Consider the following 22,023-nt stretch of genomic DNA (forward strand, 5'->3'; position numbering starts at 1 on the left):
TAAAATTTAATTTAAAAAACAAATTGCAATACAAGTACCACAATATTTCATTAATTTGGCCGCATTATTGTTCAAACAAAAGGATGGATCAGAAAAAACAACTCGGCAAAAACATAGCCTCATTATTGCTTTTTATAGCTTTAATGTTGCCTACTGCCGTGAAGTTTGTTCATATTTTTGAAGGACACGAGCACTTTACATGTACAGAAACTAGAACACATTTACACAAAACAGTTTCTAGATGCGAAATTTGTAGTTTTCATTTAACATCATTTAAATATGATATTTTTGAATATCCAGACTTACTGGTTTCAGAAACATTACAAAAAACTGTAGCAGACTTTTCTGCCCTTCAGTTACATTCTTTTAAGATTACCAACACTCAACTTCGGGCACCACCCACATTATCTTAATTAACAAACTGTAATTATTTATTAATTCTTAGAGAGCTCCCAGAGGTTACTACGTCTGCTTTATAATGACATACGCCCCTATATTACTGCTTTCTTATTAATTTATAATCAGTATTTCTTAAGCTAACCAAAACAACAAGTACAAATTACACTCTGTTAATACTATTATTTATCAGAGTCTTACTCTTCTGTTTTTATTCATTAGCACCCTAATTTTAATTAAATTACATATGCGTATTTATGCACTATTCATACTGCTACTTTGTAGTATGACATCGATATCACAAAATTGTGATAATACCTTTTCGGGTACAGTAAAAGATCTTCATGACGGCTCTTTACTTGTAGGCGCAACAGTAATTGTTGCGGGTTCGGAAAAAGCAGTACAAACAGATTTAGATGGTAAGTTTTTGTTTACCAATATGTGTGATGGCACATACTCTATACAAATATCTCATCCATTTTGTGCAACACAAGGCTTTACATTTAAGGTGTCTGGAAACACAGAAAAAACATTTAAGTTAGAACATCATTTAGAAGAACTTAACGAAGTTATTGTTCAAGGAAAAGCTTTTAGCGATAAATCTAAAACACTTGTAGAGAACACCATTTCTAAAGAAAAGCTAGAACAATTTAATGGAGCTACACTAGGCGATGCTTTAAATAGTTTAAGCGGAGTATCTTCCCTAAACGCAGGAAATGCAGTTGTAAAACCCATAGTTAATGGGTTACATAGTAGTCGAGTTATTTTAATTAACAACGGCGTACGCATGGAAGACCAAGAATGGGGCGTGGAACATGCTCCAAATATAGATGTTAATTCTGTTGGTAACCTAACCCTTATAAAAGGTGCAGGAGCATTACAATATAGCGGAGATGCAGTTGGAGGTGTAATTGTTGCAGAAGCAGATAAAGTACCTGTAAAAGACACGCTTTACGGAAAAACAATAATTTCAGGAGCATCTAACGGGCGTGGTGGCTCTGTAACATCACAATTAACCAAGAGTTATAAAAATGGATGGTACGGAACTTTACAAGGAACATGGAAACGTTTTGGTGATTTTGAAGCACCAGATTATGTATTAAGCAACACAGGAACATCTGAACGTAATGCCTCTCTTAACATTGGGTTCAATAAATTTGATTATGGCGTAGAAGCCTATTATTCTTATTTTAAAAATGAACTCGGTATTTTAAGTGCATCTCATATTGGTGGCGCCTCAGATTTAGTTAGTGCTATAAATAGTGATGTCCCTCTAATTATTAATGATTTTACTTATGATATTACAGAACCACGACAAGATATTACCCACAATTTAGCGCGTATAAAAGCATTTAAAAAGTTTGACAATCTTGGAAAACTGAGTTTACAATATGATTTTCAGAAAAATAACAGACTAGAATATGATATTAGAACAGGGTCTGATAAAGGTAAAGCTTCTGTAGATCTAGAACTTACAACACATACTTTAGCACTTGATTTAGATTCTCATTTAAAAAATGGACTAAAACTAAAAACAGGAATTAAAGCCAGTTATCAAGATAATTTTGCCGATCCAAATACCGGTGTACGACGCTTAATTCCTGATTACGACAAATATGATTTAGGTGCATATGCTGTATTAGATTACCCTATTAATAACGATTTAGTGGTCGAAGCTGGAGGGCGTTTTGACTACACTTACGTGGATGCTTATAAATACTATAAAACATCGTTCTGGGAATCTAGAAATTATGACGAATTGTATCCAGATATAGTAATTGAAGAATTCGATAATCAGATCTTAACACACCCACAATTAAATTTTTATAACCCGTCGTTTACCGTAGGATCTACATATTCTTTCGGGAAAGATTATCAATTATTTTTTAATTACTCTTTATCTTCTAGAGCACCAAATGCTTCAGAACTATTTAGTGAAGGCTTGCACCATTCTGCTTCTAGAATTGAATATGGAGACTTGAGTTTTGATTCGGAAATCGGACATAAATTCATATTAACACTTCAACGTAATAATAAAAATTTCAACTTTTCTGTAAGTCCGTTTATAAATACAATTAAAGACTTTATAGTTATAGAACCTACATCTATAGAAACTACAGTTAGAGGTAGTTATCAGGTTTGGGAATACAGACAAACCAATGCTCAGCTTTTTGGTGTAGATATAGATGCATCTTATGCTTTTACAAATAATTTTCGTTACAACTATCAGTTTTCATTAGTTAAAGGTTACGATCGTTCTCAAGACGAACCATTAATAAGTATGCCGCCTGCAAACATGAAAAATGAAATTGTATATCAGAATCCGGAAATACATAATTTAAGATTAGCATTACAAAGTGAATATGTATTTCGCCAAAACGAATATCCAGACAATAATTTTGAAGTCTATATTCCCGAAACAGAATCTACAGAAGTTGTAGAGATTAGTACACCGCCAGATGCTTACCATTTGCTTAATTTTAATTCGAGCATAGACTTAAATGTCAACGATAAATCAAGACTTACTTTAGGATTTGGAGTTACAAATCTATTAAATACATCCTACAGAAATTATCTAAATAGCATGCGTTATTATGCCGATGATGTAGGTAGAAACTTTTTACTAAACATTAAATTCAATTATTAATTATTAATTATTAAAAACAACAACAATGAAAAAAGGAAATTTATTAAACTTAAACAAAATGAAAACAGCAAAATTATTTACAGCAGCCTTATTTGCAACTGTATTATTCACATCATGTTCTAGTGACGACGACACACCAGAAATAGTAAACGAAGAAGAAGTAATTTCTACAGTAACTGTAACTTTAACAAATAGTGAAGATTCAGATGATGTTGTTACATTACAAATGCAAGATTTAGACGGAGATGGACCTGAAGTTCCTGTATACACTGTAGAAAATTTATCTGCTAACACAACTTACACTGGTAGTATTGTACTTTTAAACGAAACAGTAGATCCTGCAGAAGACGTTACTGAAGAAGTTAAAGAAGAAAACACAGATCACCAATTTTTCTATACTGTTGGTACTGGTTTAGACATTACAACAGAATACATTAACTATGATGATGATGGTAACCCTCTTGGAACTGAGTTTACACTTACTACTGGAGAAGCAGGTTCAGGTAACTTAACTTTCACATTAATACACCAACCAACAAAACCAAACACAGGTTTAAGCGATGCTGATGGAGAAACAGATGCAGAAGCAACTTTTAGTGTAACTATAGAATAAACATAAGTAAATTTATTACTTCGTTTTAATTTAAAAAGCCCTTTACTTAATAAAAGTAAAGGGCTTTTTTTTTCGCAAAAGAATGTCCTATTTAAAAATAAAGACACGCTAAATCTTTATCTTTTTTACCGTTTTGTTTCACATAAACACTTCTTAGACTACAGTATAAAAAAAAACATATCTCTCTTACTATACAAGACATATTGCTCTTTATTGAATAAATAGCACACTAAAACCTAAATATTAATCTATTTCACCTAAATAGTAATATACAGTAAAAACTATTTCACCTATACATTTGTGTACATATAAAGCACGGCGTCAGAAAAACAGGAATACCTACAATAAAAAAGGTTAGAAAAATAAAATCAAAACTTAATTACAAATAAATAAACCACATGTATTTACAGATATTCAAAATAATTTAATCTATAAAATACTCCCATACTAAGATAAAATGTAATGGTTTATATATCTAATTAGGTAGAATGTGATAAAAACTGAAATTTTAATGCTTTAAAAGACGTAAATAGATTAGAATTATAAACTCGGAATAGAAATTCTACTTCTGATTTTTCAAATTAAATTAATAAGAAATAACAACAAATCAATGAAGACTAGAGCTATTAACTTACACATCTTGTGTATTGGATTATGTATAGGCTTAATATCAATTTCGTGCAATACAAATAAAGACAAAAACACAGAAGAAGTTTCCGAATACAACGTTTTAAAAGTATCTCCTAAAACAATAGAACTTTATAAAGAATTCCCTGTAACTATTGAAGGTATTGAGAACATTGAAATCAGACCAAAAATAGAAGGTTTTATAGAAAAGGTTTGGGTAGATGAAGGAGAATTAGTAAAAAAAGGACAATTACTTTTTACACTTAATGCACCAGAATACGAACAAGAAGTGCTAAGCACCAAAGCAGCTATAAGTAGTGCTAAGGCAGAAGTAAGCACTGCACAATTAGATGTAGAAAAAGCAAAACCTCTAGTAGAAAGAGAGATTATAAGTAGTTTTGAATTAACCGCTGCACAAAATGTAGTTACCGCAAAAAAAGCCGCTTTAGAGCAAGCCGAAGCTAATTTATCAAACGCAAGAAGTAACCTTAATTATACACGTATTACTGCTCCGGTTTCTGGTTATATTGGTTCGCTTCCGTATAAATTAGGGAGTTTAGTTAGCAGTAGCACAACAGATCCTTTAACAACAGTATCAAACATTAAAAAAGTATATGCCTATTTTTCTATTAATGAAAAAACATATTTAGAATATTTAAAGGATGGCCTACTAAAAAATATGTCTGACGTTACACTTTTACTTCCTGACTACACCTTATTTAATCAAAAAGGTAAAATACAAACCGTTAGCGGACAAGTAGACGAAGATACAGGTTCTTTTAATGTGCGTGCCATTTTCGATAACCCAGAAGACTTATTAAGAACAGGAAATAGCGCCACAATACAACTTCCTAGAATTATAAAAGACGCATTACTTATACCTCAATCTGCAACTTACGAAATTCAGGGTGATGTTTACACCTATATAGTAGATGACCAATCTCAAGCAAAATCTACAAAAATAGAAGTAATACCTACAACGTCTGGTAAAGCCTATATAGTAACTAGCGGAATTAAAGCAAACGACCAAGTGATAATAGAAGGGATAAACACACTTTCTACAGGAAAGAAAATTAAGCCTGTTGCTGTAAATGCTTCCGAGATAACCGCTTTACAAACAGAAACATCAGCGGCTAAAAATTCATCTGAAACTAAATAATTATGTTTAAAAAATTCATAAAAAAACCGGTACTTTCTTCGGTAGTTTCCATCATCATTCTGATTTTGGGCGTTATAGGAATTACAAGTTTACCAATGTCTCAATACCCAGACATTGCACCACCAACCGTACAAGTTTCTGCCTCTTATGATGGTGCAAACGCAGAAGCTGTATTAAATAGTGTTATTGTTCCTTTAGAAGAAGCTATTAATGGTGTAGAAGGCATGACCTATATGACGTCTACCGCAAGTAGTGGATCTGCAAGTATTTCTGTGTATTTTGCCTTAGGTACAGATCCGGATATTGCAGCCGTAAATGTTCAGAATAGTGTGTCTACAGCAACTAGTGTATTACCTTCAGAAGTCACACAAGCTGGGGTAACAACAGAAAAGTCACAAAGTAGTAATGTACTTATTATTGGTTTGTATAGTGAGAATGCCGATTACGATGAAGAATTTGTACAGAATTATGCTAATATTAACATTATTCCAATCTTAAAGAGAATAGACGGTGTTGGTAGTGCTGAAGCATTTGGATCGAGAGATTATAGTATGCGTATTTGGTTAAAAGCCAATATTATGGCAAATTATGGTTTAGAACCTTCAGATATTAGTACAGCGCTTGCCGATCAAAATTTAGAAGCAGCACCAGGAGAATTAGGATTACAAGGCGATCAAGCCTATCAATATACTTTAAAGTATAAAGGAAAACTGGCAAATGCATCAGAGTTTGAAGATATCATTATTAAAACTACAGATGATGGTAGAATATTAAGATTAAAAGATGTGGCTAGAGTAGAATTAGGTTCTCAATCTTACAGTACCTCTACAATGATTAATGGACATCCAGGAATTGGTGTTGCCATTGCGCAATCTTCAGGATCTAATGCACAAGAAGTGGTAGAGAATTCTATTGCAACTTTAAAAGCAGCTTCTGTTAATTTTCCAGAAGGTATTAAATATGTCGAATTGGTAAACGCCAATAATTTCTTAGATGCTTCTATTGAAAAAGTAATTCATACGCTTATTGAAGCTTTTCTATTGGTGTTTTTGGTTGTTTTTATTTTCTTACAAGATTGGCGTTCTACTTTAATTCCGGCAATATCAGTACCGGTCGCCATTATTGGAACCTTCTTTTTCTTAAGCGTCTTTGGTTTTACAATTAACTTATTAACGCTTTTTGCTTTAATGCTGGCCATTGGTATTGTGGTAGATGATGCTATTGTGGTGGTAGAAGCCGTACATGCCAAGCTAGATTCTGGTTATACGTCTTCACGAAAAGCCAGTTTAGATGCGATGAGTGAAATATCTGGAGCCATTATTTCGATAACCTTAGTCATGTCTGCGGTATTTATTCCGGTAACATTTATTAGTGGTTCTTCGGGCGTGTTTTATCAACAATTCGGAATCACCTTAGCGATAGCCATTATATTATCGGCCATAAACGCTTTAACGCTGAGTCCTGCTTTATGTGCCTTATTATTAAAACCACATGATGAACATGCTAAAAAGAGCTTTATAGATCGTTTTTATATCGCATTTAATGTTGGATTTGAAAAAACGACTTCAAAATATAAAAAATCAGTGTCTTTCCTTATCAGAAAAAAGGCTATTGCTATTGGAATACTTTGTGTATTTATTGGTTTGTTTGTGTATCTAATGAATACTACTGCAACTGGTTTTGTACCAGATGAAGATCAGGGAACGATTATGGCTGATATTAGTTTGCCAGCAGGTACGTCCTTAGAAAGAACAGCAGAAGTAGTTCAGCAAGTACAAGAATTGGTACAAGATATGCCGGAAGTAAATAATGTATTGCGTACTACAGGTCGTGGAATGCTTAGTGGAGAAGGCTCTAATTACGGAATGGTTATTTTAAAGCTGAAAGACTGGAGTGAAAGAACAGATGATGGGCAAGATGTACAATCTATTATTAAACGCTTATTTGCCAAAACAGCCGATTTTAAAGATGCCAGAATCATCTTTTTTGCTCCGCCAACTATAACGGGATTTGGAATGAGTAATGGATTTCAGATGCAATTACAAGATCAAAGTGGTGGAACGGTAGACGAACTTTATAAGGTGAGTCAAGATCTTATTTCCGAATTAAGTAAACGACCAGAAATACAATATGCCAATACCACATTCGATCCTACTTTTCCACAGTATGAAGTGGTGGTAGATGTTGCTAAAACTAAGTTAGCAGGTTTAGATGTAGAAGGTGTGTTAACTGTAATGCAAGGGTATTTTAGTGGTGTGTATGCTTCTAACTTTAATAAATTCGGAAAACAATACCGTGTTATTTATCAAGCGGAAGCTAATTTTAGAGACAATCCAGAAAGTTTAAATGCCATTAAAGTGAAAAAAAGTAATGGTGTAATGGCGCCAATTACAGAGTTTGTAACGCTTAAACGGGTGTACGGACCACAAAGTCTTACGCGTTTTAATTTATTTACAGCAGCTAGTATAACGGGGACTCCTAATCCAGGATATAGTTCTGGAGATGCTATTACGGCGGTTAAAGAAGTAGCTGCAGCAACATTACCAACAGGTTATGGTTATGAATTTTCTGGAATGACGCGTGAAGAGATTTCGGCAGGTAGCCAAACCGTTTATATTTTTATGTTGTGTTTTATTTTTGTGTACTTCCTATTATGTGCGCAATATGAAAGTTTCATTTTACCAATAGCCGTTTTATTATCTGTTCCGGCAGGTTTATCTGGAGTCTTAATTTTTGCAAATCTATTCGGAATTAGTAATAACATTTACATACAAATTACATTGGTAATGCTTATTGGATTACTTGCCAAAAATGCGATTTTAATTATAGAATTTGCCATACAAAGAAGACGACAGGGAGAAACCATTGTACAGTCTGCTATAGATGGTGCCATAGCGCGGTTTAGACCCATTTTAATGACCTCTTTTGCTTTTATTTTCGGACTACTTCCTTTAATGATAGCAACCGGAGCTGGAGCAACGGGAAACAGAGCCATTGGTACAGGTGCTATTGGTGGTATGCTTATAGGAACCTTATTAGGCGTATTAATTATTCCTGTTCTTTTTGTGATTTTCCAAAGCTTACAAGAACGTATTGTTGGTAACACCGACCATGATTGGGGAGATGATGAAGACAATAAATTACCTTTAAAGAAATAAAAAACATAGACATGAAATTTAAATCTTATATCATTCCAATTACTGTCATTGTTTTAATCATGAATTCTTGTGGCGTTGTAACCAAGAAGTATGAAACACCAGATGATGAATTTGCAGAACACTACAGAGATACTTTAGTTCAAGATTCGACATCTATTGCAACCTTACCTTGGAAAGAAATAATATCTGACAGTACATTACAAGCATTAATAGAAGAAGGGTTACAAAACAATCTTAATTTAAAATCTGCTTTAGAAAATATAAATCAGGCACAATCAAGTTTAGTTCAAGCAAAACTAGCTTTTTTACCTAGCTTGGAAGGTTCTGCTCAAATAACACGATCTAAAACCTCTCAAGCATCCTTAAATTTAGGAGGTGTAACTGGTATAAATTTAAATACCACATCGTATTTAGGGCAATTTACTAGTAGCTGGGAACTTGATGTATGGGGAAAATTACGTAGTAATAAACGCTCTGTATTGGCTTCATTCCTAAAAACACAAGCTGCAACTAGAGCTGTACAAACGCAATTAATATCGGATATTGCTGTAGGATATTACAACCTATTGGCTCTAGACGCACAATTAAAGATTACAAAAGAAACACTTGAAAACCGTATAGGCGATCAAGAAACCATGAAGTATCTTAAGGAATCTGCGGTTGTAGATGGTGCTGCTGTTGTACAAAGTGAAGCAAGTAGATATGAAATAGAAACATCTATTCCTGATATTGAAACGAATATTCTAGAACAAGAAAATGCGCTCTCTATACTATTAGGACGAGCTCCTGGACATGTAGAAAGAACGTCTTTAGAAAACCAAACAGTATATTCCGATTTAAAAATAGGAATTCCTACCACTCTATTAAGAAACAGACCAGACATCCAGGAGGCAGAAATGACTTTTAGAGGTGCTTTTGAAGATGTTAATGTGGCTAAAACTTATTTTTATCCATCATTAACCATTACTGCCAACGCCGGAGTTTCTTCATTAAGCCTAACCGATTTCTTTGATAATTCTATCTTTTATAATTTAATAGGCGGTTTAACACAACCTATTTTTTCTAAAGGTAAAAATAAAGCCCTATTAAAAATTAATAAATCAGTACAACAACAGGCTTTTTACAATTATAAGCTTGCTTGGTTAACGGCTGGAAGTGAAATTTCTAATGCTTTATTTCTTTATAAAAAATCTAAAGAAAAACAAGAATCTAGAATGCATCAAATTTCGGCATTAGAAAAATCTGTAGATTTCACTCAAGCACTTTTAGAATATTCATCGTCTACCAATTATACAGATGTACTTACAACCAAAAACAGTTTATTATCTGCACAATTAGATGGTGTTAGTGATAAATTACAAGAATTACAATCAGTTGTACAACTATACCACGCACTAGGTGGTGGTTGGCAAAATTAAAACATAACTTGTATTAGTTATACCCTCAAAACTAAAACCAAAGCCTCGTAACTATATTGTTACGAGGCTTTATTTTTATCCTGATACGGTTAAATTTATAAACTAACTAATAATCATAAATATCTCATACAACAATAATCCACAGACATAAGACCCATAAGTACCAACAGCATATCCCAGAACAGCTAAAAGCACACCCACAGGAGCTAAAAACGGACTAAATGCAGCAGCGACAATAGGTGCAGATGCTGCGCCTCCAATATTTGCCTGACTACCAACAGCAACATAAAAGAACGGTGCTTTTATAATTTTTGCCACAATAATCATAACAAGAATATGTACTGTAATCCAGATTATTCCAACTAAGAATAATAACGGATTGTCAAAAATAGCCGTTAAATTCATATGCGTACCAATCGTTGCCACTAAGATGTACAAAAAGACAACACCTACTTTAGAAGCGCCATAACGTTCTATTTTTCTCACTTTAGTAAAAGATAATGCAACACCTATTGTTGTGGTAATGATAACCAACCAAAAGAACGTATTAGTAAAAGAATATTTCTCTAATTCGGGATAATTTGCTTTAAAAAACGGCGCTAAAATATCTGCAAAAAAATGTCCGATACCAGTAACACCAAAAGCAACCATTAAAATAATCATTAAATGATTAGCAGTTAGCGATTCTCTTTTTCCAGATTGTTCTTCTTCTAATTTACTTTCTAAAGCTCTAATTTGTGTATTATCAGCTTTAAGCCATTTATCTATTTTATCCGATTTCTGAGCACCATATAATAAAAAGCCCATCCATAAATTAGCAACTAGCACATCTACCGCTATCATTTGTGCAAACATCGTTTTACTTGCTCCAAAAACTTCTAGCATCGCTGTTTGATTTGCTCCGCCTCCAATCCAACTTCCTGCAATGGTTGCCAAGCCTTTCCAAATTTCGTCACCATTGGTTGATACGATTTCCGGAAACAAACTCCCTACTGTATATAACGCTATTGGCCCACCAATAATAATTCCCAATGTTCCTGCTAAAAACATAATTAGGGCTTTACTTCCTAATTTTTTTAATGCTACAAAATTAATACTCAACGTTAATAACACTAAACTAGAAGGCAATAAATACCGTGAAGCTATAGCATACAAATTTGAAGTTTCTCCAGATATAATATTGAATGTATTAAACAGCGCAGGAATAAAATAGCACAATAACACTGAAGGAACAATACCGTAGAATTTTTTAAAGAAAGGTTTTTGGCTTGAAGATGTTATAAAAATAACGCCAAGCACAGTGATTAGTATTCCCAATACAACAGCATCATTAGTTATTAAGGCAGTAGGTTTTTCTATCATAATTGATTTTAAAATTTTTAATTAAAATGAAGAGAATAAAATGTTTACAATAGGTTTTTATCTGCTTGAACAATTCTAATAAGTACATTTAACATGTCGCTTCTGTCTGTTTCCCCAACTTTTAAATAATCATTCTGAAGTTTTAGTAAGTTTTTTAAATCCCAATCTATATCCTTATGATCCTTGTACCATTGATCTAGAGTCTCGACTTCCATATCACAAGAACTTAATTTAAATAATTCACTAGCTTTTACTTGAGGTAATTGCAACGGTTCATTATTTAAAAAGCCATTAATGCTGGCTCTTATTTCTTTTAAATACCCACTATTATGAGTGTTGTTTACAATAATTACGAGGTCTTTTGTGTCTAAAGATCTGCTGATATACGTTAAATTTCCTGCCCAACTTCCTGTATGGAACACCGTTTTGCCATGTAAACTATCATTTTTAATATGCCAACCGTAACCATAATCTGAATCTGCTTTTGTTGGCGGATGCGGTGTAAAAGCCAATGCCTTTGAATCTGCGTTAAAAATAGAATCACTATATAAAAACTGATCCCATTTTATTAAATCGTCTACACTAGACGATAATCTTCCAGATCCTAAACGTCCGCTTAAAAAACGGTAATAGCCTTTATTTGGTAGTGTTTCAGGAATTACATACTCACAGTTCACGATATTAAACATATAACCTGGTGCATAATTGTCTTTATCCCAAATACTGTCTCGCCCAATAAAGAAGGTCTCTTCCATGTGCATTGGAGTAAATACTTTTTCAGATAAATAATCTGCTAAAGTCATTCCGCTTGTTGCATTTACTATTTCTGCTAAAAAGATGTAACCTGTATTTGAATATTTATATTTTTCTCCTGGAATACTTAAAAGCTCTGGTTTACTTGTTTTATAATACTGAAGAATATCTTTATTATACGCAATTTTTGACGGATCCCAATGTGCCTTAAAATAAGTAGAATAATCTGCTAATCCTGAAGTGTGAGATAACAGTTGAGAAATTGTGATGCTTTTATACGGAAAATCATCACCTAAATATTTATATGCAAAATCTGTAACTTTTAATTTGTGGTCTTGCTGTAATAACAAGATTGCTGCTGCAGTAAATTGTTTAGAAACCGAAGCTATTTCTAAAGACGTATTTGGTAAAAAAAGGGACTGCTCTTCTAAGTTTGCAGTTCCATATCCTTTTTTAAAAATTAATTTGCCCTTTCGTTTTACAGCTACTGCACCGTTAAACATTTTGGCTTCATATAATTTTGTAAAATACTGATCTAAAGTATCGTTTTGTACCGTATCATTAATTTTATCAATCGGCTCTTGTTGTTCTTTACAATTACTGAATATAAGTGTTAAGCATAAAAAAAAAGCAATCTGACGTAGTTTACACATAAATTTAAATCTTGTCCCAATCGGGATTAATTAATCCAATTCCGCTGTTATCATTAAGGTGAATAATTCCGTTTTTCACTTCATGTCCTTGATAAGGGTCGTTAGTTACTCCTAAATTACCATCTAAATCGATCCAATCTGCCATCGCTCCCAAATGTACTGCAGCACCTATTGCACACGAGGTTTCGGACATACATCCCAACATTATTTTTAAGTCTAATGATTTTGCCATTTTAGCCATTTTAAAAGCTTCATGTAATCCAGTAGATTTCATTAATTTGATATTAATACCATGATAAAATTGACTCGCCGTTTTTACATCGTCTAACCGTTGTATCCCTTCATCTCCAATTAATGGCAACGGACTTCTAGAGACCAACCATTCCATATCCGAAAAGGCTTTTTTGGGCATAGGTTGCTCGATAAACACTATGTTTTCTTCCTTTAGCCATTCTATTTTATCAAGTGCTTCTTCTTTATTTTTCCAGCCCTGATTGGCATCTACAAACAAAGGTTTATCGGTTACATTTCTTACGGCTTTTATAATTTCGGCATCATTATCGCCCCCAAGTTTAATTTTTAGAAACTGAAATTCATCAGCCTCAGCTACCCGTTCTTCAATAACTTTAGCACTATCTATACCTATTGTTTTACTGGTCTTTAATTCTGCTTTTGGCAAATTAAAATACTGATATAAAGGCAGCTGTTCTATTTTACCAATAAGATCATGCAATGCCATATCTATAGCCGCTTTAGCCGCAGTATTTCCTTTTGCATGACGATCTAAATACACCGAAATATGTTCTAAATCAAACGGATAAGAAATATTACTAAAATCTAATGTTTTAATAAACCCTTCTGCCGACGCTATAGTTTCACCATAAAGAGGAGGCATAGATGCCTCCCCATAACCTTCAAAATTGTTATATTTTAATCTGACTAATACAACAGGAGTGCTCGTGCGAGCTCCTCCTGCTATTCTAAACACGTGCTTTTTAAGTAATAAGTACGGTTTAACTTCAATTGAAATCATTTAATATCCAGGGTTTTGTGGTTCAATATTTGGATTTGAATTAATTTCTGATAATGGAATTGGAAGTATAAATTTATCGTTTGGATAACTAACTACCAACTCTTTATCTGATTGAATAATTGTAACATCCATTTTATTTCTATTTAAATCAAATAGTCTGTGTCCCTCGAAAGCCAATTCTTTTCTTCGTTCTACAAGAATACGATTTAATAAATTCGTTCCTGTTTCTGTAATGTCTAAAGCATCTGGATTCGCTCTTTTTACAATAACATTTAAATCATCCTGAGCTAAAGTTGTTTGCCCTTCTTTAAGATAAGCCTCTGCTCTTATTAAATACTGTTCTGCTAAGCGTAAGATCTTAATATTATCGTCTCCAGTAGTTCCATTAGGAAATTTATTTACAAAAAGTGCGTCTGTTTCTGCACTTGGTTTTGCTCCAGAAAGCACTGCCTCTGCCCTAACATCCTGATCTCCGTAAAGATTATATAAATCTGTAGTCACTAAAGCATCTGCATAACCATCTACACTAAAAAAGTGACCAAGACTGTTACTTCCTTCGTTATCTGAAACTGTATTTACAATTTCAAAAAGCGTTTCAGAATTAAAATCTGAACTCCAAAGTGTTGTATAATCTGTATTAGAAATTAAAGTATATCCACCAGTATCGATAACTTCAGAACTATATTTAATAGCATTTACATTATCTTCTTCATATAAAGCAACTCTAGCCATTAATCCGTTTACTGCACCTTTAGAAAACGTACCTTCACCTTTATCATCTTCTAATAAATCTAAAGCTGAAAGTAAATCGGCTTTAACTTGTGTGTACACTTCGTTCACTGTATTTCGTGATGGAGAAGTAACATCGATATTGACTTCCGTAATTACAGGAACAGCCAAATGGCTAGCATCTGCAGTATAATTATACGGTTGCGCAAACATTCTTACTAAGTCAAAATACGTTAATGCTCTAATAGCATAAGCTTCTCCTACCAATTGATTAATAGCACTTTGTTCTAAAGCATTAGACGTTTCTATTTTTTCTCCGCCATCTATAGCACGGTTTGCATTTACAATAACTTCGTAACTTGCATCCCATAAACCTTCTACCTCTGTATTTCTTTCTGAGACTACAAAGTTTTCGAATTCTAAATAACGTCCAGTATTTCTTGAACTCAGATACAGGTTGTCTGCCATTAATTCCGGAACCACATACATGGTTCTTCCATAATAATCAGTACTCTGTAATTTACTATATACACCATATATAGAGGTTTGTAAACTAGATAGATCTACAATAGCATTTTCTGCTGCAATACTTTGTTCCGGATCTATATCTAAAAAAGATTCACTACAAGACACGGTGAATAGCGCTGTAGCAAGAATTAATATATATTTAAATTTTACGATCATGTGTTTTTGTTTTTAAAATGAAAAATCTAATCCCATTAAGAATTGTCTAGAAATTGGGATTCTTAAGTCTGCTGTACCATCAATACCAACTTCTGGATCTATTTCTAATCCTTTGTCTTTTACCCATGTTAACGTATTAGTTCCTTTAACATAGAATCTAATGTTACTGACGTTCAATTTTTCAACCAATTCACTCGGGAATTGATATGCTAGTGTAATATCTCTTAATCTAAGATATGTCCCATCGTATAAAAAGCGTGTTGAATGTTGATTAGATAAACCCGATTGTGTATTTCCCCAAACTACTTTTGGCACATCGGTAACATCTCCTGGTTGTTGCCATCTGTTCTCGTAAATTTTACGTGTCATATTACCACGATCATTTAATTCGGCACTTCCATCAGTGGATACATATCTTCCCCAAGTATCGTATACTTTATTTCCTTCGTTTAAGAATACCATAACAGATAAACTAAAGTTTTTATAGCTAAAGGTATTTGTAAATCCTGCATAAAAGTTAGGTAAAGCACTTCCTTGCTCATAAGATTCTGCTTCGCTATATTCACTTGTTGTTGCTGTTTCAGTACCATCTGTATACCACAATGCGTTACCATTTGCACTATCTACTCCGGCATAACCAGGCATATAAAAGGTATAGAAATCGCTACCTACTTCACGAATATAATTATCACCAACTATAGATTCGTCATTAGTTAGTTTCGTGATTTCATTGGTATTTGTTGTAATATTAAAATCTGATTTCCATGAAAATCCATTAGGATTATCGAATATTCTAGCAGATAAAGACACCTCTACACCACTATTTTTCATTTCACCTACATTATCTAGGTAGCTAGTAAGACCATTAGTTGAAGATATTGGCACTTCAAACAATAAATTAGATGTTTTTCTGGTGTAATATTCTACTGTACCAGACAAACTGTTAAAGATCCCAAAGTCTAAACCAACATTAAAAGGTTTATTCTTTTCCCATGTTAAAGACGGATTAGATTGCTGACTGTAAGAATATCCTGGTTCACCATTATAATCGTCTCCCGTACTATACAATCCTCTTGAAGCAAAATTGCCAATTTCTTGATTTCCATTTATACCATAACTAGATCTTAATCTTAATTTATTAATGAATGAAACATCTTCCATAAACGCTTCTTGATCAATATTCCAACCAGCTCCTACAGAACCAAAATTTGCATATCTAACATCAGCCCCAAATCTTGAAGATCCATCGCGTCTTGCTGTTACATTTAAATAGTATTTATCCTTAAACGCATAACTTACATTAAAGAACAAAGACGATAATGAAGATGCTGTTTCTGTACTAGATGCATCTTGATATACCGAAGCATTATCAAGTGTGGTTAATCCTTCTGCGCCATAATTGCTAGCATAAGCATACACAGAATTACTTGTTATTTTTTGTGCTTCCTGACCTAATAAGAAGTTAAAGCTATTATCTTCATTTAAGTCTAATTTATACTTCAATAAGTTTGTTACATTCCAGTTTAAAACAATATTGTTTGAAGATTGACCACGACCACCATCATTTCTACCGGCTCCAAAATAAGGATTATCGTACTGAAATTCATCAGCTAAATTGAAATCAATATTTGCTTTCGTTTCAAAAGACAGATTCTCTGTAAAGTCATAATTCACACCAACATTCCCTAAAATACCATATAACTTAGATTCTCTTTCGTTTTCTTCGACTAATCCCACAGGGTTGTAGGTTAGTAAAATATCTGTATTATAAGATCCATCATCATTATAAACCGGTTGCCAAGGCACTTCTCTGTACATGGCTCTAACTGGATTATATGCACTTCCGGCTTCACTAATTGTATGTAGTACTTGATTGCTCGCAGAGACACCAAAATTCATAGATAATTTATCGTTGGCTTTATGATTCACATTCAGTTTTGCATTCAACTTTTTATAATCTACACCAATAATAACCGACTCTTGATCGTAAATTCCTACTGAAGAATAAAATACCGTATTTTCATTTCCACCACTAGCACTAAATCCGTATTGTTTATACTGTCCCGTTCTTGTAATCACATCTTTCCAGTCTGTGTCTACAGTTTCGTCTACATTATCATAAATGTAATCTTCTGCATCTTCAAAACTCTCACCATTATTTACACGACTTTCTATTAATAACTCAATACTTTCTGCGGTATTCAATAATTTGTTTCTATCAGAAAAAATCATTTCGCTTACACCATATTGTGTACTAAAATCGAATTTAGTTTTCCCTGATTTTCCTTTTTTAGTTGTGATTAAAATTACACCATTTGCACCTCTAGATCCGTAAATAGATGTTGCAGATGCATCTTTTAATACTGTAATAGTTTCAATATCTTTAGAATTAATTCCTGCAATGGTATTAGAACTCGTTGCTATTGTAGAGATATCTCCAGAAACAATAGGAATTCCATCTACCACGTATAACGGATTAGAATCTGCATTTATAGATCCTACACCTCTAATTAAAATATCTTGCGAATATCCGGGTTGCCCACTAGCAGACGACATTTGCACTCCCGATACATTACCTTGTAAAGTCTCTTGAAAAGAAGATGTTGGCATTTCTTCAACCTTTGCAAGGTCTACACCTACAGCCGAACCTGTGAATGAACTTTTACTTTGCTCGCCATAAGCTACAACAAGAACTTCATCTAAATTTTCAGCATTTTCTTTTAAAACTATTTTAAGATCACTAGTAGAAGTTACTGTAACTTCTTGTGGCAAATACCCTAAAAAACTAACCACTAATATGGTGTTTTCTTTACTGACGTTAATTTTGAAATCTCCATCAAAATCTGTGGTCACACCATTGCTTGTACCTTTTTCAATAACAGAAGCTCCAGGCAAAGGCATCCCTGTTTTGTCTACAACACTACCTTTAATTAGTAATTTCTGGACGTTACTTACAATGACCTTGTCCTTAATTACAATAGTTTTTTCTTGTGAAAATTCGTAGATAAAATTGCCATTAGACAATGTTTTCTCTAATAAATCTCCGGCTTTAATACTTCCTTTTTTTAAACTGACTTTTGGATAGTTTTCAAACAAATCTGCTCTATAAATAAAGGTGTAATCTGTCTGGTTCTTAATCATTTTAAACACCTCATCTACTGAAAGCAATTGATTGTCTGCTATTTCAATTTTAGTATTTTGTGAAAATCCATTTTTAGGAGATAAACTAAAAACAGACATCGAAAAAAGAAAAATAAATGTTTTCATGATGAGCGTTAAAAACCTCCTCTTCGCAAAGAGAAGCGGATTAGTAATGTTTTTTTTCATAAATTTACATATTGGTTAATTAATCAATTACATAGGGGATATAACTGGCTGTGAGATGTTACGTTTTATCCCTATTTTTTTTATTCTATAACTATTTTATTACCTTCTATTTTGTAGGTCATATTGTTCGTGTTTTTTATAATATCTAATATATATTCTATAGACTGACGCTTACTAATTACACCTGTAAACCCAACGGTTTTCATGTGTGTGTTTTCAATTTCAATATCTACATCGTACCATCTAGAAAGCACTTTCATAATATCTTCTAAAGATTTATTAGTAAAACTAAATTCGCCATTACGCCAAGAAATATGCTCATCTACATCTACATTGTAAATTTTAAAATCGTTTTTAGTTTGAGATAATTTTGATTGTTGTCCTGGTTTTAAGATGTTTTTACTAATTCCATTACTAACAGAAACGCTACCTTCAACCAAAGTGGTTAGAATATCTGTTTCATCTTTATACGCTTTAACATTAAAGATTGTACCTAATACTTTGATGTTTTGTTCGTTAGTTTTTAAAATAAATGCATCGCCATTGTGCTTATAACTTTTAGAAACTTCTAAATACGCTTCGCCATACACCAATTCTATTTCTCTAGATTGTCCAGCAATAAAATTCACCGGATATTTTAATTTAGATTCTGAATTTAACCACACTTTTGTACCGTCTGATAGTGTTACAAAAAACTGACCTCCTCTAGGGATGGTTAAATAATTATACTCTAATCCTATGTTTTGTTTATCAGATTTATTATAAATCAACGACTTGCCGTCACTCGTTAGTTTTTTAGATTGATACGTGCCTTCCTTATCTAAAACAACATTTGTCCCATCTTCTAAAGTTAATGTGGCCTTATCAGACCCTATAATAATTGGAGTATCTACAACACGAATAGGCACTTCTGTACTCTCATTTTGTTTAAACAGAAAACCAAGAGAAACAAGTAATAAGACAGATGCTGCCACAGCATATTTAAATACCGCTTTTTTATAAAAAGGAATAGGTTTTGTAGATTCTTCAGATTGAATCGATTCTAGAATATTAATAAGAACTTTATTTTTTATAGCATGTTCTGCACCAAGTTCTTCAACCCAATCATGATTTTCTTGAAAACTTTCATAATAATTCACAAGCTTTTTTACTTCCTCGATTTTAATTTTACCATCGAGGTATTTTTCTATTAAGTCTTGAAAATCTTGATTTGTATTTTGCTGGTATTCCATAAAATGTATGCGAGAAACTTTTGTGTTATATAAGGTAAGTGTCTAAAAAACGGAATACCCCCTAAACAAAATTCAATTATTTTATAATTTTATTAAAAATAATTAACCAAAACACAGCAAAACACTACATTATACACACAAATTACAGGTAAAACATATTAAAAATTCAGAGTAAAAAATTAAAAAAAAGTAAGATTAGGACATTAATAATTGAAGAAAAGTAGGATAAATAAAACCTGTCCTAGAGAAGCTCTTAAAACACGAAGTGCATTAGTGATATGGTTTTCTACGGTTTTAATAGAAATATTTAATTGCTTGGCAATTTCTTTATGGCTTAGTTGTTCGTTTCGGCTTAGCTTATAAACTCTTTGGCATTTTTCAGGTAAACTTTCAACAACAAATTTAATATGTTGTTTAAGTTCTTTATGCATAATTTTTGTTTCCGGTGTGGCATATTGCATACGCTTATCCAGTTCTTCGAAGAGTTCTACTCGCATTATTTTATTAGACCTAAATTCGGCAAACACCTTATATCTAACACAAGCGTAAAGATAACTTTGCAGCGAAACCTTTATTTCTAGATCTTTTCGCTTATTCCATAAATCTATAAATACGTCCTGAATAATTTCTTCGCAAACTTCTTTATCTTTTAAAAGGTTATAAGACGAAATAAAAAGCACTTTCCAATACGTATTATACAACATGGTTAAGGCTCTTTTATCGTCGCCTTTTAAACCTTGTAAAATCTCTATATCGGAATTGAACATAAATTATATTAAGTATAGTTTAGAAAAAATTATTATAAACCCGATTTTGAAGTTTAACTAAACGTTAATTTTACACTAATATATATTTAATTAGCGAATAGAATGAGTCATACTCATAGAGAAAGATACAATAAGGTTACATTTTTATGAAATTAATAAACAAATTCGTGTTTTTATATTAATTCAAACGAAAGAAAAGTCGTTTTCTTATCATGGTAAGCGCTACAACTACGGCATTCATAGTAAAATCAAGAGTACTTATGCTTGATTTTACTGACGTTGCTCATGTTAAAAAGGATAAATAATATTTTTTTTTAAAAGTAAAAATATGCCAAAATAGTTACATTTTTAAGAAGTGTAAATATTGTATTAAGTAAGATATATAAAATACAAAACCCCATAACATTACTGTTACGGGGTTGTTGCGGAGAATGAGGGATTCGAACCCCCGGAGGTGTAACCCTCAACAGTTTTCAAGACTGCCGCATTCGACCACTCTGCCAATTCTCCTGAGTGCCTTATCAGATATTCCCTGAATGCGGGTGCAAATATAAGACGCTTTTTCGGTTTATTCAAACAAAAAAGAATAAAAATCAAAATATTTTACAAACACTACTCTAATAAATTAAATTTCAAATAGTTGTAAAATCATATTTTAATACATTCAATTCACTTTTATTCGGATTCCGGATAATAATTCATACTTATATGAAAGAAAGTCGGTTTCAAATCCTATTTTTGACATCTATTAAATCAATGTATGGATATTATTAAACAGTTGCAATGGCGGTATGCAACGAAAAAATTCGATAACACTAAAATTATCGACGACCAAAAAATCAATATTCTTTTAGAATCTTTTAATTTAACAGCAACCTCTTATGGTTTACAGCCTATAAAATTAGTTGTTATAAAAAATAAAACATTACAAGATCAACTTGTGCCGGCTTCTATGAATCAGGAACAAATAAGACAAGCGTCTCACGTTCTGGTTATTTGTATAGAAACGACTATTAATAAAATATTTATTGAAAATTATTTCTCAAGAGTAAAAGCATTGCGCAACACACCTGATGCAGTGTTAACACCCTTTAAATCATTTTTAATAAACGATTTTGAAACTAAAGAACAATTAGAGATTGAAGCTTGGGCTAAAAAACAAGCTTATTTGGCACTAGGAAACTTACTTACTGTTTGCGCAATAGAAGAAATTGACTCCTGCCCTATGGAAGGTTTTATCCCCACAGAATACGATAAATTATTACACCTTGAAGACAAAGGGTTAAAATCTGTTTTAGTACTTCCTATTGGGTATCGTGCAGAAGATGATATTTTTTCTGATTTGAAAAAGGTAAGAAAACCTATTTCAGACAGCATCATTCATATGTAAGTTTTAAAGATTAAGAATCTTTTGCTCAACTTTTTTATTACTTGCTTTAATCGTAAATTTGAAATCAATTTTAAA

General features: G+C 32.6%; 14 protein-coding genes and 1 tRNA gene. 7 read left to right on the forward strand and 8 right to left on the reverse strand.

Annotation, left to right across the window (positions count from 1 at the left end; genetic code table 11):
- Positions 1-83: 83 nt before the first annotated feature.
- The 6 genes from GQR95_RS00875 to GQR95_RS00900 all read left to right on the forward strand — a co-directional run bounded on the left by GQR95_RS00875 (position 84) and on the right by GQR95_RS00900 (position 10,018).
- Positions 84-413: a hypothetical protein gene (locus tag GQR95_RS00875; RefSeq protein WP_159021375.1), complete on the forward strand. Its 330-nt coding sequence runs from the start codon at positions 84-86 to the stop codon at positions 411-413.
- A gap of 269 nt (positions 414-682) precedes the next feature.
- Positions 683-3,043 carry a TonB-dependent receptor gene (locus GQR95_RS00880; protein ID WP_233265969.1) on the forward strand — a complete coding sequence of 787 codons (2,361 nt, stop codon included), beginning with the start codon at positions 683-685 and terminating at the stop codon, positions 3,041-3,043.
- Between the two features lie 25 nt (positions 3,044-3,068).
- The gene (locus tag GQR95_RS00885) at positions 3,069-3,656 is read left to right on the forward strand and encodes a type 1 periplasmic binding fold superfamily protein (protein WP_370514516.1); all 588 of its coding nucleotides are present in this window, start codon (positions 3,069-3,071) and stop codon (positions 3,654-3,656) included.
- Between the two features lie 610 nt (positions 3,657-4,266).
- The gene (locus tag GQR95_RS00890; protein ID WP_199269627.1) at positions 4,267-5,442 is read left to right on the forward strand and encodes an efflux RND transporter periplasmic adaptor subunit; all 1,176 of its coding nucleotides are present in this window, start codon (positions 4,267-4,269) and stop codon (positions 5,440-5,442) included.
- A gap of 2 nt (positions 5,443-5,444) precedes the next feature.
- Positions 5,445-8,600, forward strand: coding sequence for an efflux RND transporter permease subunit (locus GQR95_RS00895; RefSeq protein WP_159021377.1), 3,156 nt, complete (start codon positions 5,445-5,447; stop codon positions 8,598-8,600).
- An 11-nt stretch (positions 8,601-8,611) separates the two neighbouring features.
- Positions 8,612-10,018, forward strand: a complete 1,407-nt coding sequence (locus tag GQR95_RS00900; RefSeq protein ID WP_159021378.1) for an efflux transporter outer membrane subunit — start codon at positions 8,612-8,614, stop codon at positions 10,016-10,018.
- A gap of 102 nt (positions 10,019-10,120) precedes the next feature.
- Here the strand turns inward: GQR95_RS00900 and GQR95_RS00905 are convergent, their stop codons facing one another.
- The 8 genes from GQR95_RS00905 to GQR95_RS00940 all read right to left on the reverse strand — a co-directional run bounded on the left by GQR95_RS00905 (position 10,121) and on the right by GQR95_RS00940 (position 21,068).
- The gene (locus tag GQR95_RS00905) at positions 10,121-11,380 is read right to left on the reverse strand and encodes a DUF819 domain-containing protein (RefSeq protein WP_199269628.1); all 1,260 of its coding nucleotides are present in this window, start codon (positions 11,378-11,380) and stop codon (positions 10,121-10,123) included.
- Positions 11,381-11,424: 44 nt separating this feature from the next.
- Positions 11,425-12,786 (reverse strand): serine hydrolase, encoded by a 1,362-nt coding sequence (locus GQR95_RS00910; protein ID WP_159021379.1) that lies wholly within the window; start codon positions 12,784-12,786, stop codon positions 11,425-11,427.
- 4 nt (positions 12,787-12,790) lie between these two features.
- Positions 12,791-13,819 (reverse strand): dipeptide epimerase, encoded by a 1,029-nt coding sequence (locus GQR95_RS00915; protein WP_159021380.1) that lies wholly within the window; start codon positions 13,817-13,819, stop codon positions 12,791-12,793.
- Complete coding sequence (locus GQR95_RS00920) at positions 13,820-15,232, reverse strand: RagB/SusD family nutrient uptake outer membrane protein (RefSeq protein ID WP_159021381.1); 1,413 nt, start codon at positions 15,230-15,232, stop codon at positions 13,820-13,822.
- Between the two features lie 12 nt (positions 15,233-15,244).
- The gene (locus GQR95_RS00925) at positions 15,245-18,499 is read right to left on the reverse strand and encodes a TonB-dependent receptor (RefSeq protein ID WP_159021382.1); all 3,255 of its coding nucleotides are present in this window, start codon (positions 18,497-18,499) and stop codon (positions 15,245-15,247) included.
- 140 nt (positions 18,500-18,639) lie between these two features.
- On the reverse strand, positions 18,640-19,791 hold the full coding sequence (locus GQR95_RS00930) for a FecR family protein (RefSeq protein ID WP_159021383.1): 1,152 nt from the start codon (positions 19,789-19,791) through the stop codon (positions 18,640-18,642).
- Positions 19,792-19,994: 203 nt separating this feature from the next.
- On the reverse strand, positions 19,995-20,558 hold the full coding sequence (locus GQR95_RS00935; RefSeq protein WP_159021384.1) for an RNA polymerase sigma-70 factor: 564 nt from the start codon (positions 20,556-20,558) through the stop codon (positions 19,995-19,997).
- Positions 20,559-20,983: 425 nt separating this feature from the next.
- Positions 20,984-21,068 (reverse strand) — tRNA-Ser (locus tag GQR95_RS00940).
- A 250-nt stretch (positions 21,069-21,318) separates the two neighbouring features.
- Here GQR95_RS00940 and GQR95_RS00945 point away from each other — a divergent pair.
- Positions 21,319-21,948 (forward strand): NAD(P)H-dependent oxidoreductase, encoded by a 630-nt coding sequence (locus GQR95_RS00945; RefSeq protein ID WP_159021385.1) that lies wholly within the window; start codon positions 21,319-21,321, stop codon positions 21,946-21,948.
- Positions 21,949-22,023: the final 75 nt, after the last annotated feature.

It is taken from the genome of Formosa sp. L2A11 (assembly GCF_009796865.1).
Taxonomy (GTDB): domain Bacteria; phylum Bacteroidota; class Bacteroidia; order Flavobacteriales; family Flavobacteriaceae; genus Formosa.